The 15,074-nt window shown below is 61.6% G+C and carries 15 protein-coding genes; 11 read left to right on the top strand and 4 right to left on the bottom strand.

Annotated features, from left to right (window positions below):
* Positions 1-262 precede the first annotated feature (262 nt).
* Entirely contained in the window at positions 263-2,026 is a 1,764-nt protein-coding gene (locus HS101_17175; protein MBE7507998.1) for a hypothetical protein, read from the bottom strand.
* 46 nt (positions 2,027-2,072) lie between these two features.
* On the opposite strand from HS101_17175, the gene HS101_17170 reads away from it, so the two are divergent.
* Complete coding sequence (locus tag HS101_17170) at positions 2,073-2,243, top strand: hypothetical protein (protein ID MBE7507997.1); 171 nt, start codon at positions 2,073-2,075, stop codon at positions 2,241-2,243.
* A 72-nt stretch (positions 2,244-2,315) separates the two neighbouring features.
* Here HS101_17170 and HS101_17165 read toward each other — a convergent pair whose 3' ends face one another.
* Positions 2,316-3,086, bottom strand: coding sequence for a phosphoribosylformylglycinamidine synthase subunit PurQ (locus tag HS101_17165; GenBank protein MBE7507996.1), 771 nt, complete (start codon positions 3,084-3,086; stop codon positions 2,316-2,318).
* 27 nt (positions 3,087-3,113) lie between these two features.
* On the opposite strand from HS101_17165, the gene HS101_17160 reads away from it, so the two are divergent.
* The 6 genes from HS101_17160 to HS101_17135 all read left to right on the top strand — a co-directional run bounded on the left by HS101_17160 (position 3,114) and on the right by HS101_17135 (position 8,422).
* Positions 3,114-4,127 carry an ABC transporter substrate-binding protein gene (locus HS101_17160; protein ID MBE7507995.1) on the top strand — a complete coding sequence of 338 codons (1,014 nt, stop codon included), beginning with the start codon at positions 3,114-3,116 and terminating at the stop codon, positions 4,125-4,127.
* Positions 4,120-4,941, top strand: coding sequence for an ABC transporter ATP-binding protein (locus tag HS101_17155; GenBank protein MBE7507994.1), 822 nt, complete (start codon positions 4,120-4,122; stop codon positions 4,939-4,941). Before HS101_17160 ends, HS101_17155 begins: the two co-directional genes overlap by 8 nt.
* Positions 4,938-5,993 (top strand): iron ABC transporter permease, encoded by a 1,056-nt coding sequence (locus HS101_17150; GenBank protein ID MBE7507993.1) that lies wholly within the window; start codon positions 4,938-4,940, stop codon positions 5,991-5,993. The genes HS101_17155 and HS101_17150 overlap by 4 nt, the downstream gene beginning before the upstream one ends.
* A gap of 80 nt (positions 5,994-6,073) precedes the next feature.
* Entirely contained in the window at positions 6,074-6,694 is a 621-nt protein-coding gene (locus HS101_17145) for a tyrosine-protein phosphatase (GenBank protein ID MBE7507992.1), read from the top strand.
* A gap of 61 nt (positions 6,695-6,755) precedes the next feature.
* Positions 6,756-7,145, top strand: coding sequence for a hypothetical protein (locus HS101_17140; protein ID MBE7507991.1), 390 nt, complete (start codon positions 6,756-6,758; stop codon positions 7,143-7,145).
* 8 nt (positions 7,146-7,153) lie between these two features.
* Positions 7,154-8,422, top strand: coding sequence for a retropepsin-like domain-containing protein (locus HS101_17135; GenBank protein MBE7507990.1), 1,269 nt, complete (start codon positions 7,154-7,156; stop codon positions 8,420-8,422).
* A gap of 31 nt (positions 8,423-8,453) precedes the next feature.
* Here HS101_17135 and HS101_17130 read toward each other — a convergent pair whose 3' ends face one another.
* Positions 8,454-9,797, bottom strand: coding sequence for an NAD(P)-dependent oxidoreductase (locus HS101_17130; protein MBE7507989.1), 1,344 nt, complete (start codon positions 9,795-9,797; stop codon positions 8,454-8,456).
* A 546-nt stretch (positions 9,798-10,343) separates the two neighbouring features.
* Here HS101_17130 and HS101_17125 point away from each other — a divergent pair.
* The 4 genes from HS101_17125 to HS101_17110 all read left to right on the top strand — a co-directional run bounded on the left by HS101_17125 (position 10,344) and on the right by HS101_17110 (position 13,425).
* Positions 10,344-10,625: a flagellar biosynthesis anti-sigma factor FlgM gene (locus HS101_17125; GenBank protein ID MBE7507988.1), complete on the top strand. Its 282-nt coding sequence runs from the start codon at positions 10,344-10,346 to the stop codon at positions 10,623-10,625.
* Positions 10,626-10,812: 187 nt separating this feature from the next.
* Positions 10,813-11,745: a zinc ABC transporter substrate-binding protein gene (locus HS101_17120; protein ID MBE7507987.1), complete on the top strand. Its 933-nt coding sequence runs from the start codon at positions 10,813-10,815 to the stop codon at positions 11,743-11,745.
* A 67-nt stretch (positions 11,746-11,812) separates the two neighbouring features.
* Positions 11,813-12,577 carry an ABC transporter ATP-binding protein gene (locus tag HS101_17115; protein MBE7507986.1) on the top strand — a complete coding sequence of 255 codons (765 nt, stop codon included), beginning with the start codon at positions 11,813-11,815 and terminating at the stop codon, positions 12,575-12,577.
* A gap of 26 nt (positions 12,578-12,603) precedes the next feature.
* Complete coding sequence (locus HS101_17110; GenBank protein MBE7507985.1) at positions 12,604-13,425, top strand: metal ABC transporter permease; 822 nt, start codon at positions 12,604-12,606, stop codon at positions 13,423-13,425.
* On the opposite strand, the gene HS101_17105 is transcribed toward HS101_17110, so the two are convergent.
* A complete protein-coding gene (locus HS101_17105; protein ID MBE7507984.1) occupies positions 13,403-14,947 on the bottom strand; it encodes an NCS1 family nucleobase:cation symporter-1 in 1,545 nt (514 codons plus the stop codon). The genes HS101_17110 and HS101_17105 overlap by 23 nt on opposite strands.
* Positions 14,948-15,074 lie beyond the last annotated feature (127 nt).

Here is a 15,074-nt window from a genome sequence, read left to right as displayed (position 1 = left end):
CGCGTGTGCCAGGCGGTTTTCACGCAAAAACCACCCAATTCGCCCGCTGCCCCAACACATGACCGCCACAAGTGTTGGAACAATCTCCGCGAGGCTTGTGTCACCGTATGTCACCTTGCTCTTGGACCCTTCAGGCGCGCCCAAAGCGCCTCGCGCCGGCCTTCCAAGCGCCCCTGCGCGACAAAAAAAAGCCCACGGATCCCAATCCGTGGGCTTCGTGTCTCACGCAATTCGAGAAAAAAAATCCGGGGGAAATATCCCGCTACGGCTGGATGTTCACTTCCGTGCTCAGAACCGCATCGGGGGCGCTGACCACGGTGCGATTGACCGGGGCCGGCTCGCTGACCGGGTAGGTGATCTTGCCGGCGGCGAGGAACCTGCCCTCGAAGAGTTCGTTGAGCGACTTCGACTGGAAGTTCGGCCGAGGGAGCAGCCAGACAGTCTGAATCGCGACAGGCCACACATCGGTCAGCGAGCGCCACGGATGAGCCAGGACCGTGCCGAGCTTCGTCTCGCCGGGGGCGATCGTCGCGGGCATCGGCACCAGCAGGCCGTCGGCATGAGTCAGGCCGATCGACTGATAGGCGGGGTTCGACTCCATGATAGACCGGGCGGAAGGCTCCGCCGGTTTCGCGGGCTCCGGCTCCGACTGCACCGGACGCTGCGGCACGGTGAAGTACTCCTCCAGAATGGCGTCGGAGCGGGGCTGGAACCCGTCGCCATCGGGGGTCGCCTCGTGAGACACGGCGATGTCGGGCTTTCCGATGTGGACCTCGTTAACGGGTGTCATAGTTGTGGCACCATCGGTTCGGCCGAGTGGGAACGGCGTATCCCCGACGGTCGCCCCGGTTGCCGCCGCATCCCAGACAAGCTGGGCCTCCGGCTCGGCCGCTCGCGCGGCGATGGTGGCCATCGGCAGCGGCGCGTCGCCGCCGGTTGGGGTCGGCTCCAGCGATGCGTCGATGGCCACGCTGTCGAAGTCGGCATCGCCGAGGGTCGAAGGCTCGTGCAGCGCGGCGTCGCCTTCCGCCAAAGTCGGCTTGACGGAGGACACCGGAGTCTTCGCGGGGCCGACGGACGTCTGCTTCAGCGCCGGCGTGTTGATGCCGTCGTAATACGCCAACGCGTTTGCCTCGGAGGCGTCGGTCGCCGGACCGACATTGGCCTTCGCGATCTCGCCACCGCCTTCGAGCTCGGAAACGTCTTCCTGCTCTTCGGGGACGACCTGGAGTGCAAACGAGATGGCAACACCGAGATTTCCGGCGCGGTCAAGGGCATCGACGCGGAAGCGCGCTTCGTGATCGAGCGCGTCTTCGGGAATGGTGTAGGTGATCTGACCCTCGTCGGCCAGGTCGCGCTGAAGCTCCAGCGCGTTGGCGCCGTCGGCGGTGAAGTCGAGCAGGCGACCGATGCGCACCGGGTACTCGATCAGATGCGCGTCTTCAGCCTTCCAGGAAATCGTCACCGTCTCGCCGACGTTGTACCAGGTCTTCTCCGGCTCGACGGTCACGACGACATCGGGCAGCGCCGTGTCGACGTGATACACGCGCTCCGGATAGGGGAGCGAATGAAGCGCGGGGTCTTGCCCGGGACCGACAAAGCGAATGCCGTAATCGCCATCCTCGGGCGCTTCAAACGGAAAGAAGGTCTGCTCGCGCCCGAAGTAGCCGGCCTTGTTCCAGTGGAAGCCGTTGTTGTCCGTGTACCAGATGGCCACCCGCGGAATCTCTTCCGGCGTGTAGCCCTCGGGTCGGCGGATCATGACGACGTTTCCCTTGGTGAAGTAATGCAGCGGATCGTTGACGTTGACCTTCGGCTCGGGCGTGAGCTCCTGAGGAGGTTTGACATAGCTCTGCGAATCGTACGCCCACTCGGGATAGGTATTCGGCGGATCGAACGGCGCGTCGGAATCGGCATGCGGCGAGCGGTCCTTCACCGTGAAGGGCGAGGGCATCTTGTTGCAGGCCGCCCCGACAAAGAGGACGGTGAGAAGCGGGAGAGAAAGCATCCGTGCAAAGCTGGGCATAACGAGCATCCTTACTCTGAGTGCCTTGGGTTGTGAGTGCGATTGTATGAGCATCTGGTCGGATTTCAACGTCGTCGCGTTCATGCGAAATGCCTTTCACGGAAAAGCGCGACCGGCCGGTTGCGACCTCGCGCTTATCAGCACCGCCGGACGGCTCTGCATCATCGGCCAACCCCGCGGCGCGGCATGCCGCAAACGCCGACGACTCGCGCTTTGACGACTATCGACGGCGGGCAAGCAGCGCCTGTATCGCGGATTGGAAATCAGTCGGGCGAGCGGATGAAGAGGATCAGCGAAGGCGATCGACGACTCGCCGGAAGAACCGGGCACCGGCGGTTTCAGCATTGAAATCGCGGTTTTGTCCCGGTGATTGCGTGGCGAAGAGGTGGCGATCCGGGTGCGGCATGAGCCCGAAGACGCGGCCGGTGGCGTCGGTGAGAGCGGCGGCGTTTCCAATGCTGCCATTGGGGTTTTCCGGATACACCGGGGCCGCCACGGTGAGGCTGATATATTCGAGGGTGATGCGTCCCATCGCGCGAAGTTGCTTCGCGGATTCGTCGTCGCCGTCGAAAACCAGACGCCCTTCGCCGTGCCCCACGGGGAGGTCGAACTCCTCACCCGGCTCGACGAAGGCACAACGACAATTCTCCGTCGCGCGCAGTCGCACCCAACGGTTTTCGTACCGTCCGGAAGCGTTGAGCGCCAGCGTCGCGCGAACGCCGCAGTCGTCACCCGGGAGCAGGCCCATGCGAACGAGAACCTGAAAGCCGTTGCAGATGCCGAGGACCAGTCCGCCGCGATCGACGAAGGCGCGGAGCTGGTCGCCGAGGTGATGGCTAAGCTGGTTCGCCAGAAGCTTGCCGCTGGCGATGTCGTCACCGTAACTGAAGCCGCCGGGGATGGTGAGAAGCTGGTAGCGAGCGAGGGAATCCGGCGCGGCGATGAGCTGCTTCACATGAACCAGGTCGCAGTCGGCCCCGGCGCGCTGCCATGCGAAGACGGTCTCCTCGTCGCAGTTAATGCCGGGAGCGCGGAGGACGAGGATACGGGGCCGAGCCATACAGAGAGTGTAGCAAGGACGCCCGGCATGTCACGATCACCGATCCTGAACCTGCATTTTGACGGTGAGTTGAGCGGCCCCGACAATCGCGGGGTCATGACCCGCAGCATATCATCGAAGATAAGGCCCCTGCTTCGCCGCTTTGTCACGCGCGGTGCGAGAAACATCGCTCATGTGTCGATCATCTGGGTCATGGCCGCCAGCGCCTGCGAGAAACAGCCGGCGCGCGAAGTGACAACCCGTCCGGTGGCGAGACGAATCATTTCCATCTCGCCGAACTCGACGGAGATCATCGCGTCGCTTGGCGCGGCGGATCGGCTTGTGGCCGTGAGTAACTTTTGTGTCTGGCCCGATTCGATCAAGGACCTGCCGCGGATCGGCGGGCTCTTTGATGTGAACCTTGAGGCGATGCTGACGCTGCGGCCTGACCTTGTTGTCCTGCGCGGACGACAGAAGGCGGTTGAGGACTTGTGCGCGGCCAACGGGATTACGCTCTTCGAAGACAAGACGGAGACACTGGAAGACATCTACAAGACGCTGGGCGAGCTTGGCGACTTGCTGGACGCGCGCGAGAAGGCGATCGAGGTTGAAAGGGAGATGCGAGACAGATTAGATCGCATCGCTCGCGCCGTTGCCGGTCGTACGCGTCCGCGCGTCCTCATCACCATCGCGCGCAACACGGACTCCATCAGTTCGGTCATGACCGGGGCGAGGGGGACCTTTGTCGACGACATGATCAGGGCGGCGGGCGGAGAGAATGTCTTTGCCGACAGCGCCATCGCTTATCCGACGATTTCGCCAGAGGCGATACTCGTGGCTCAGCCCGACGTTATCATTGAGGCCATGCCGGAATTGGAATTGACGAAGGAATTGGAGCGCAAGCTGCTTGCCCAATGGCAGGCGTTCGGCGGCATCCCCGCCGCCAAAAATAATCGCGTTCATATTCTGTGCGACGAGAATGCGACGATTCCATCGCCGAGGATCGTGGACGTCATCGCCAGGCTCGCCCGGCTTCTGCATCCGGAGGCGAAGTTTGACTAACGCCGGGCAGGCCATCATCGGTGCGGATGCCGTGACGTTCGGCTTCGAGGGTCGGCCCAATTTTCTCGGGCCGGTCACGATGCACATTGCACCGGGAGAGTGCTGGGGAATCGTCGGCCCCAACGGAGCGGGCAAGAGCACGCTCCTTCGGCTACTTGCCGGCATCGTTACGCCAAAGTCCGGCACGATTTCACTGGACGGTGTGCCGCTGAAAGAGACGGACGATCGCGCCCGTGCGCGACGCATCTCCTTCCTGCCGCAGAACCCGACGCGCGAGATTGGTCTGACGGCGCGGCAGGTGGTGCTGATGGGTCGCTATCCGCATCGGCCTTTCGGACTGTTTGAATCGGCGGAGGACTTTGCCATCGCCGATGCCTCGCTGGCGGCGACGGAGACGATGGAGTTCGCCGAGCGATCGCTTGCCACCCTGTCCGGCGGCGAGGCGCAGCGCGTGCATGTCGCGGCGGCGCTGGCGCAGCGAGCGGCGGTCCTGATGCTCGACGAGCCAACCTCGGCGCTCGACCTTTACCATCAGCTTGCCATTTTCTCATTGGTCCGGCGACTCGTTGACGGCGAGGGACTGGCCTGCGTCGTCGTAACGCACGATCTGAATCTCGCCGCTCGATACTGCACGCACGTCATGCTTCTCGATTCGGGGAAGGTTGCGGCACAGGGATCGCCTTCGGATGTCCTGGCGCCCGCGCAGTTGGAGCCGGTCTATCGCGTCAAGCTTGAACAGGTAAAGCATGCGAGCGGATCTGCCGCGTGGATCATACCGGTCGGTTTGAGCGCCGGCAGCGAGGCGCCCGGATGACACCGCTCGATCGCAAGCGATATATCCGGCTTCTGGTGACGGGCTTTCTCCTGCTCGCGGGCGTTCTCCTGATCAGTCCCGGCGTCGGGAGCCAGTCGAAGTCGGTCGGCGTCATCGACGCGTGGCGCGAGATCGCACACTTCGGCCAGAAGGAGGCGCCGATGGCCTATCAAATCGGCTTCCGATTGCGGCTGCCGCGCACCCTGCTTGCCGTGGAGGCGGGCATCACGCTCGCGCTGGCCGGCGTTGTGTTTCAGACACTCTTTCGTAATGCCCTTGCCACGCCCTACACACTCGGGATCGCCAGCGGGGGCTCGCTCGGTGCATTGGTGGCGATTCGCCTGGGCCTTGCGTCTACCCTGCTCGGAGTATCGAGCGTCACATGGACAGCCTTTGCCGGATCGCTGGCCGTCATCGGGATTGTATTGGTGTTCACGCGCGGCGCTCGTCGATTGACGACGAATGAGTTGCTGTTGGCCGGAGTCACGCTGGGCATGTTCTGCTCGGCGATGATGATGCTGGTCACCTCGCTCTCCAGCGCGCGACAAACTTTTGAGATCATTCGCTGGATGATGGGCTCGCTCGACACTATTGGAAACCTGCAATGGAGTTCGAATCTGCCGCTGATGGTCCCCTGCTGGCTGGTTCTCATCCTGTCCGCCCGGGCACTTAATCAGTACGTCCTCGGTGACGAATTGGCGCACACGCGCGGCGTCAACGTCGTGCGACTGCAACTCATCTGCGTGGTCGCCGCTTCCCTTTCGACGGCGTGCGTGGTGGCGATCTGCGGGCCGATCGGTTTCGTGGGTCTTGTCGTGCCGCACACCACCGCCCTGCTGGTGGGCCGGGACTGCCGCATCCTGCTGCCGATGTCGGCGATGCTGGGCGGCGTGTTCCTTGCTGTGTGCGACTGGATATCGCAACTGGCGATGGTCTGGGCCGGTGCGGTCTCAGGGACCAACCTGGGACTGGCCGTTTTGCCGATCGGGGTCATCACCGCGGTTGTCGGCGTGCCGATTTTTCTCGTTCTCCTGCACCGCAAGGCACTTTGAGCCATGTGAAGGGTTGCCCCCGGGCGGCGGCGCGAATACCTTGTTAGGCCGCTGACGTTCCTTTCTCGAATGGGAGATTCATGATTCCGAGGTTTGGTGCCCAAGTGTCGAAGCGGACATTTCGACTGATCGTGATCGTCGTACTCGTCGCCGGAGGGGCCGGTCTGGCCGCCCTCGCGCTCGACCGGCGTCTGCCAAAGCGGCTGGCCGTCGTTGAGCCGAAGGTGCTCTATCGTTCCGGACAGCCCGACACGGATCAACTCGAGGCGCTTCAGGATGAGTTGGGAATCAAGACGGTCCTCATCGTTCGCAAGGGCGACAGCCGGCGCGTCCCCGAGGAAGTGGAATACGCCGAGTCGCTGGGGATGAAGGTGGTGCGAATTCCGATCGACAGCCGCGTGCCGATTTCCGACGATCAGGTGCGGGCGTTTTTTGAGTGCGTCGATGAACCGGCGAATCAGCCAGTTCTGGTGCACTGCTCAGCGGGCCGACACCGCACGGGATATCTATGCGCCTTGTATCGCATCGAGCGACAAGGGTGGTCGGTGGACCGGGCGATGGAGGAGATGCTCTCCTTCGGATTCGACCGCGAATCGCAGACCGTCGTTGAAGAGCAGCTACGCAAATATCCCCGCAGAGGGCAAGAAGCCCCCAGAGATAGCCGATCTTCGACCGACTCACCGGCGCCGACGCAGCCGTGATTGGTCTTAATAACGAGAGATAGGAATCGGCGAGTATCCTGTCTCGGGTGAAGGGTGGAAATTGCTGGCTCAGGGAATTGAATTTGCGGACTTCCTTTTGTTCGCGGCGGGTGGGCTTGGCCAACTGCTGTTGTGGCTGGCCCTCGGCATGCACCTGATCGCGTCGAAGCGAGACGAGCGATTTACGTTGAGTCCGGGAATGGTGGCACTGGGGCTGGTCGGTGTTTCACTCGTCGGCGTCTATGCCATTGTGCGCCTGGATTGGGTCATCATTGCGGGACAACCAGTGGCGATTCTGGTGGGGATTCGCCTGCTCGGCCTGACCCAGCCGGTTGAGACGGAGGCGACACCGGACGAGCAGGTGAAGCCGCGGCTTCCCGTCGTCGCGCCGGATTCCGCTGAAATCAAACTTTCCAGTATCCGTGATGCCGGGGGACGGGGGACGAAATAGAATGGGTCATGTCCTTGAGGTCTGATCCCACTTTGCATCGATGGCGTGTCCGGCTCTTTGCGATCGCCTTGTCCTTCGCCGGCTGCGCTCCTCCCTATGACACGCTTCTCGTTCCGCCGCCTGCGCAGGGCGTCTCCGTCGCGGTCAAGTCTCAGCTTGCCCTGATCGTCGAGGGCCGCGTCAACGGTGTGACGGCGAACATTCTTCTGGACACCGGAACGATCCTGACCAGCCTGGCTTCGCCGAGGTCCATTGCAAAATTCGGCCTGGTTGGTGACGGGCCGAATCCGGTGGACGGATCGGAGCGCGACGACCTCGGCGTTTGCCGCACGGGGGTTGTTGTTGATTTTGATTCGACACTGTTCGTGGCCGAGACGGTGGACATCGGCGGCGTCGTGATCGGTCGCGCTGCATTTACAGTCATGCACGAGTCGGGCTTCGACACCTTTGCCGAGGCGGGCGTTGACTTCATCATGTCCGCTCCGGCGCTGATGCAGGTTGACTGGCGGGTTGAGGACCACGGCCGTCAATTGGTGCTCCTGCCGGCGGGATCGCGAGATCGTCCGAGCGACGCGGTTGATCTCAGTGTCGGGGGACCGTTGATCCCGTTTTCGCCGCTCAAGGTCGGCGTCATCGCGCTGCGCGTTCGCCTGGGGAATGCCGCGAATTCGAGCGAGGCCCTGCTGGACACCGGCGGGGCCGTGGCACTGGCACTGGGCGATGAAGTGCTGACCGACGCCGGAATTGATGCCGCCTCACTGGCACAAATTCGCACGAACATACTTGGCGCCGGCGCGGCCTGCGAGACGTCGATCGTCAGGCTTCCCGGCGTCGGAATCGGCAGCGCGGTCGCCGACAACTTGCCCGCCGTTTTGATTCCCGAAGGTCGTCGCCGGGCGCTACTCGGTTGGTTGATCCTCGCGAGTCACGAGAGCGTGCATGTATCGACCATGGGATCGTGGATGGAGTTGACCCCGGCGGCCGATACGCCGACGCTGCTTGGGGAGCCGATCGGCACCTTTGGAATGGCTCTCAAGTCCACCGCCGACGGAATCTATGAGATCGTGACGATCGCCGACGGCTTCGGCGCTGCACGGGCCGGGCTTGCCGTCGGCGAGAAGATCGTCCGGGTGAACAGTATCGACGTGACCACCGTGGAAGGCAAGTCTGAGCTCTTCGGGCGGCGCGTGCACCGTGAGGGCGGTGCGGAGATGCTCATCGAAGATGCGGCCGGCGTGCAGCGAACCGTGCAGGTCGAGTCGGATCCGATTCTGTAGCCCACTACTCATGTCGCAGATATGTGACGGGCTACTTCCTGCCAGTCAAATGAGCGTGAATCCCCGCGGCGCCGATCTTGCCCTGCTGCACCGCATCGACCACTTCGCCCCCCTTGGTGATGCAGTCGCCGCCGGCGAAAAGCCCGGGGACGGATGTTGCCCCACTGCTTCGATCCACGGCGACCTTTCCATTTTCCAGCTTGAGTCCCGGAACGGACTTTAAGAGGTCGAGCAGCGCCTCCTGTCCCAGGGCCTTGACGATCATGTCGGCTTCCAGGACGAAGTTGGAGCCTGGAATGGTTTCAAGTTTGGCGTCTCGACCCGCCCCGATGAGGCGCGTCCGGGCGAATTCCAACCCGGTTGCCACGCCGTTGGCACTGACGACCCGCGCCGGCGCGGCGTTAAACTCCCAGCGGATGCCGTCGGACTTGGTCAGTTCGTACTCATACTTGAAGGCGGGCATTTCCGCCTCGCCGCGGCGATAGGCGATCGTCACTTCCTCGGCGCCGAGCCGAATCGCGGCCGTCCCCACGTCCACGGCCGTGTTGCCACCGCCGACGACGAGAACCTTACGGCCGACCTGACACTTTTCGAGCGGCATGGTGTGGGTCTGGAAGATGAAGTCCAGGGCCTCCCAGACGCCCGACTTGTCTTCGCCGTCGATGCGGAGTGAGGCGGTGCGCCCCAGGCCGACGCCGAGAAAGACGGCGTCGTATTCGGCAAGCAGCTTTGAAAGTTGCGCACCAGTGACCGGCGAATTGGTGCGCAAGTCGATTCCACCGATTCGCTTGACCTGCTCGACTTCAGACAGGGCAAACTTCGTATCGTATTTGTAGTAGGCAATGCCGTAGGTGTTGATTCCGCCGGGCATCTCGCGGGCTTCAAAGACGGTAACGGCGTGTCCTTGCTTGCGCAGTTCGTGAGCACAGGTCAGTCCCGCCGGGCCGGCGCCGACGATCGCCACTTTCTTGCCGGAGTCCGGCCCCGCCTTAAAGAACTGAACGTCCTTGTCAGCCGCCTCATCGCAGGCGAATCGCTGGAGTCGGCCGATGCGCACGGGCGACTTGAGCAGCGTGTTGTCCACGCAGGCGCCCTCGCAGAGGACTTCGGTTGGACAGGCACGGGCGCACGATCCGCCAAAGATGTTCTCGCTGAGGATCGTCTCCGCCGCGCCGATCGGGTTCTTGTGGAGAATCTGGCGGATGAACTTGGGAATATCTATGTGTGTCGGACACGAGCGCGTGCAGGGCGCGTCGTAGCAAAACAGGCATCGAGAGGACTCGGCAATCGCCTCATCTGCGGTGTACCGAGGTTCGAGTTCGGCGAAGTTCGCGGCTCGTATCTTCGCTACGTCGGGAGGAGAATTCTTTGACATGTCTCGCATTATATGGAATGTCTTTGCAACTGCGCCGCTGCCAAAAACGCGATCAGACGGACCAACGCGCACGCTTCGCGCGTTGGAATACGAAGGATTTCACAAAAGGGACTTGTGGAAGCCCCTAAGATATTCTCGGACGCACGACCTTCAATACACCATATATAGTGGTACCCGGCTGGAGGAAATCACAGCGGCTGGACACGGCCTGTGGAAGTGCGGCGCTTGATGCAAGTATTGATATCGCAGGACTTATGACACTTTGCCCGATAAGTGTGCACATACCTGTAAGCTGTGAAAAACGGCACTTTTGACGATTCCAGACTACATATGGGGGATGCCCGGCAAATGCCTTTAGTCCGGAGTAGCTGGCGACCGATATGGAGAATGTTGAGACTGTGGCTGATTTGGTCGGACCACGCGCAGTTTCCGCCCGAGACCCAGCGACAGTCAGAGACGGTTTTTTAGATTGCGAACTTCGCCACGCAATCAGTCGTAACAGTTGTGAATTGTAAGTGTGCCGAAGCGAAGTAAGCGAGGTGTATTGTGAGTGAGATACAGGGATTGGGGGTGCCGGTTTCATCGTCAACGTTGAGGGAATTCGCCAATCAGACTTCCCGCCGATCCGAGTCGGCCAACACCGCCGTCCTGGATGACACCGTTGAGATTTCGGAATTGGCATCGTTCTTGAGTCGCCTTTCGGAACTTCCAGAGGTCCGGGCTCGCCGAATCGTGAATATCCGCAACGAGATTCTGGACGGCTCGTACGTGACGCCTGACAAGCTGGACATTGCGAGTGAGCGGCTGCTTAACGATCTGGGAGACTGATCGGCAGGCGCGTCAACAAACTGAGTCGCGGCGCTTGATCCGCCAGTGCCGCGAGCTCTTCCTTTGAAACGGGTTGTGGCCTCGGCCGACCCGTTTCTTTTTTTGCACCGAGACAGCTCTATGCTTCCCTAGCTATTACAATCATCCTGTCGCTCCTGGCAGGGATTGGCGGCGGTTTCGGGAAACCATGATGAGGCGCGCGAGAATACTTCTGGGTTTGTCGGCTTGCGGGCTCGTCATCAGTGCCGTTCTGCTTCAGCCTTGTTGCAACTCAAAAAGCGCTGATGGTCCATCGGATCAATCGCTCGTTGTTTTCGTCACCATTGCCCCGCAAGCCTATTTTGTCGAACGCGTCGCGGGCAAACGTGCGCGCGTCGAGGTCCTCGTCGCGCCGGGGCAGTCTTATCACACCTTCGAACCCACGCAAAGACAGATCGCGGCGATTTCCGCCTCCCGCGCATACTTCGGGATCGGCGTTCCGTTTGAGGCGGGGATCCGCGATCGAATGGGATCGGTCAGCGACCGGATCAAGTTTGTCGATACGAGTGAGGGCATCAAGCGGCGTCCCGGCGTTGAGTGCTTCCATGATGACGACGGCGCGTCAGAGCATCATCATCACGATGAAGAGGGCGATCCGCACATCTGGCTCGATCCGCGGATCGTCAAGAAGCTGGCCGGGCGCATTGAGCAGACGCTTTCAGAGCTGGACCCCGATCACGCCGTCGAATACCGGAGCAACCTGACGACTTTCGAGCGTGAGCTGGATGCCGTGCATTCGAAGCTGACCGAGCTTCTTGCACCATGCCGGGGGAAGGAGTTTTTCGTATTTCATCCTTCCTTCGGTTACTTTGGGGACGCCTACGGCCTCAAACAGGTGGCGATCGAGGAGGGCGGCAAGGAGCCGGGCGCTCGACAGATACGCATGCTCGTCGAGAAGGCCAGAACCGGCGGCGCCCGAGTCATCTTCGTCCAGCCTCAGTTCGCGACGACGGGCGCGGAAGCAGTCGCCCGAGAACTCGGCGCAAAGCTGGACACTTTGGACCCACTTGCCCGGGACTATCTGAAAAACCTCGAGGAGATGGCACAAAAAATCAGAAGTGCACTGGCCCCGGTAAACTGAGTCTGCGAGAATCCGCGATTCGGCTCGTCCATGACAGCCACGGCATAGATTCGGAGCTCACCCCCCTTTGGAAACCCGGCCGACCGTTATTGAAGCGAGCGGACTACGGTTCAGCTACGACGAAGCGACCGTCCTCGACGACGTGACGCTTGCGATCGCGGATCGCGACTTCGTTTCCATCGTCGGGCCCAACGGCGGCGGCAAGACGACGCTCCTCAAGCTCATGCTTGGCCTTATATCTCCTCAAGAGGGGTACATGCGCGTATTCGGTCTCCCGCCGGACAAGGCCCGCGGGTTCATCGGATACATGCCGCAGCATGCCCAGCTCGACCCGCTCTTTCCGGTGAGCGTGCTCGACGTGGTCATCATGGGACGACTGGGCATCGCCCGATGCATCGGTCCCTATTCCGCCAAGGACAAGGAGATGGCCCGCGCCCGGCTCAAGGACGTCAATCTGGAATCGAAGGCTTCCAGGCCGTTCTCCTCGCTGTCGGGCGGGCAGCGGCAGCGCGTGCTGATTGCCCGGGCCCTGGCGTGCGAACCGAAGCTTCTGCTGCTCGACGAGCCGACGGCCAATCTGGATCTAGGCGTTCAGGACGATTTGTACGCCCTGCTCCGGCAGCTCAGCGAGCGATTCACGGTCGTGCTTGTTTCACACGATGTCGGGTTCGTATCGCGATTCGTGAAGACGGTGGTCTGCGTGAATCGGACGGTTCACGTTCACTCCAGCGGCGAGCTATCCAACGAAGCCATCATCGAGCTTTACGGGCGAGACGTTCGACTGATCCATCACGACCACTCCGGTCCTTGTGCACATCGTGAGACGCCGTGACTGAGTTTTTCCAAGCTGTCGGAGAGATGAGGCTGCTCCAGCTTGCCCTGGCGACGGGGGTGCTCGCGAGCGTCGCCTGCGGCATCGTCGGCAGCTATGTCGTCACCCGCCGGATCACCTATATCGCCGGCGCGATATCTCACTGCGTGCTCGGCGGCATGGGTGCGGCAAGGTATCTTCAGGTTGTCCATGGTTGGCGGGAGTTCACGCCGCTTTGGGGCGCCGTCTTCGCGTCCGTCATATCCGCACTGATCATCGGCCTGGTCAGTCTTCGCGCCAAAGAACGCGAAGACACCGTCATCGGCGCGATATGGGCCGTCGGCATGGCGACCGGCGTTCTCTTCATCGCCAAGACACCGGGCTACGACAAGGACCTGATGAGCTACCTCTTCGGTAACATCCTTATGGTCTCGCCCGACGATCTCTGGCTGCTGGCGGGACTCGACCTGCTGATCGTGGCCGCCGGGCTCTTGTTCTACAACAAATTTCTGGCGGTCTGCTTCGACGAAGAATTCGCCCGGCTCCGCGGGATTGCCGTTGAGTTTTATTATCTGCTGCTACTTTGTCTGATCGCGCTGACGGTCGTGGTGCTGGTGAAGGTGGTGGGGATCATCCTGGTGATCGCACTGCTCACACTGCCGGCGGCGACCGCCGGACAGTTTGCGCGAACGCTGACCCGGATGATGATCGGCGCGACACTCATCTGCATGGCGACGACGATCGGCGGGTTGGCGCTGAGCTATGGTCCCGACCTGCCGGCCGGCGCAACGATGATCGTTCTTTCCGCGGCCGTTTACGTCCTGGCGATCCTCGCGTCACGCGCGCTCAAGCCATCGCTTCGGAAGTAGCCCTTCGTCCGAAGAGGCCGGTCAGCAGGAGATGGAACAGGAACGAGATTCCGAAACTGATAAACCACGCGTAGTGGTACAGGTCGAGCCATATCTGCGGCACCTTGATCGTCGTCACCGTCCCGATGAAACCGGGGATGCACGGGGCGATCCCCAGCGCCAATGCGACGACGGCCAGGAAGTTGAAACCACCGGTAAACCAGTACGGCCCTGACTTTTCGTAGAGGCCGCGAAGATCCAGTCGGGCACGACGAATAACGAAATAGTCCGCGATCAGGACCCCGCCGACGGCCCCGAGCAGGCTGGAATACGCCACCAACCACTTGTAGATATAGCCGGTCGGGTCTTCCACCAGCTTCCAGGGCATCATGATGATACCGATGGCGCCGGTGATGTAACCACCGACTCGGAAATTGATCTTCTTCGGCCAGACGTGGGCGAAGTCGTTTGCCGGGCTCACCACGTTGGCGGCGATATTCGTGGCGAGGGTGGCAATGCACAACGCAAACATCGCCAGGACCAGCACCGCCTTATTCTCGAACCGCGAGAGCAGCACCACGGGATCCCATAGTGTCGGGTCCTCGCCGTAAATCACGAAGGCCGCCGACGTGACGGCGACGCCAATGAACGAGTACAGCCCCATCGTGGTCGGAAGCCCGACAGCCTGGCCGACGACCTGATCGCGCTGCGAATAGGCATAGCGAGTGAAATCGGGGATGTTGAGGGAAAGTGTGGCCCAGAAGCCGACGTTTGCGGTGAGCGCCGGGACGAAGAAGGTCCAGAATTGTCCGGCCTTGGGCTGACCGGCGGCGAACTGCGACGGCTGATCGAGCATCGCACCGAACCCGCCGGCCCGATTGTAGGCCCATGCCAATAGGCACAACCCGAGAACCAGAAGCAGCGGCGCCTTGATGTTCAGCAGGATGCGGATGGACTCGATGCCCTTGTAGATGACGAGGATGTTGATGCTCCAGAAAAACAGGAAGCACCCCAGCTCGGCAACATTGATCCCCAGAGGCGTATCGGAAAGCGTTTTCCATGAAGGGAAGAACTGAGCCATGATCGTAAAGATCGCCCAGCCGCCGATCCACGCCTGAATCCCGAACCACCCGCATGCCACGAGGGCTCGAAGCAGCGCCGGGATATTTGCACCCAAAATGCCGAACGACGCCCGGCAATAAACCGGAAACGGGATGCCGTACTTCGTGCCCGCGTGGGCATTGAGGACCATCGGAATGAGCACGATCACGTTTCCGGCGAAGACGGTCAGGACGGCCTGCCACCAATTCATCCCCCCCGCGATGAGGCCCGAGGCCAGCATGTAGGTTGGGACGCACGCCGCCATGCTGATCCACAGAGCGGCGATGTCCTTCATCCCCCACTTGCGATCGGCCAGCCGCGTCGGGGCGAGGTCATCGTTGTGATAAGCGGATTCAACCGGCGCAAAAGTTAATTCGTGGATGCCGTTCGTAATCTGGACTGGGGCCACTGCGGCGACGGCTTCGGCTTGCGGAGGGCTCATTGGTTTACCTCTCGACGGCAATATACCAGATGGTCTGGAAAACTCGACGGGCCCGGCGGGTCCGCGCCATGGGAATATCCGGCACGGTCGATTCCAAACAGAGACGAAATTTCTAATCGGCGAATTC

The organism is Planctomycetia bacterium, assembly GCA_015075745.1.
GTDB lineage: Bacteria > Planctomycetota > Phycisphaerae > UBA1845 > UTPLA1 > UTPLA1.
The sequence above is the reverse complement of the archived record's forward strand: the minus strand, read 5'-3'. Positions and strand labels throughout refer to the sequence as shown.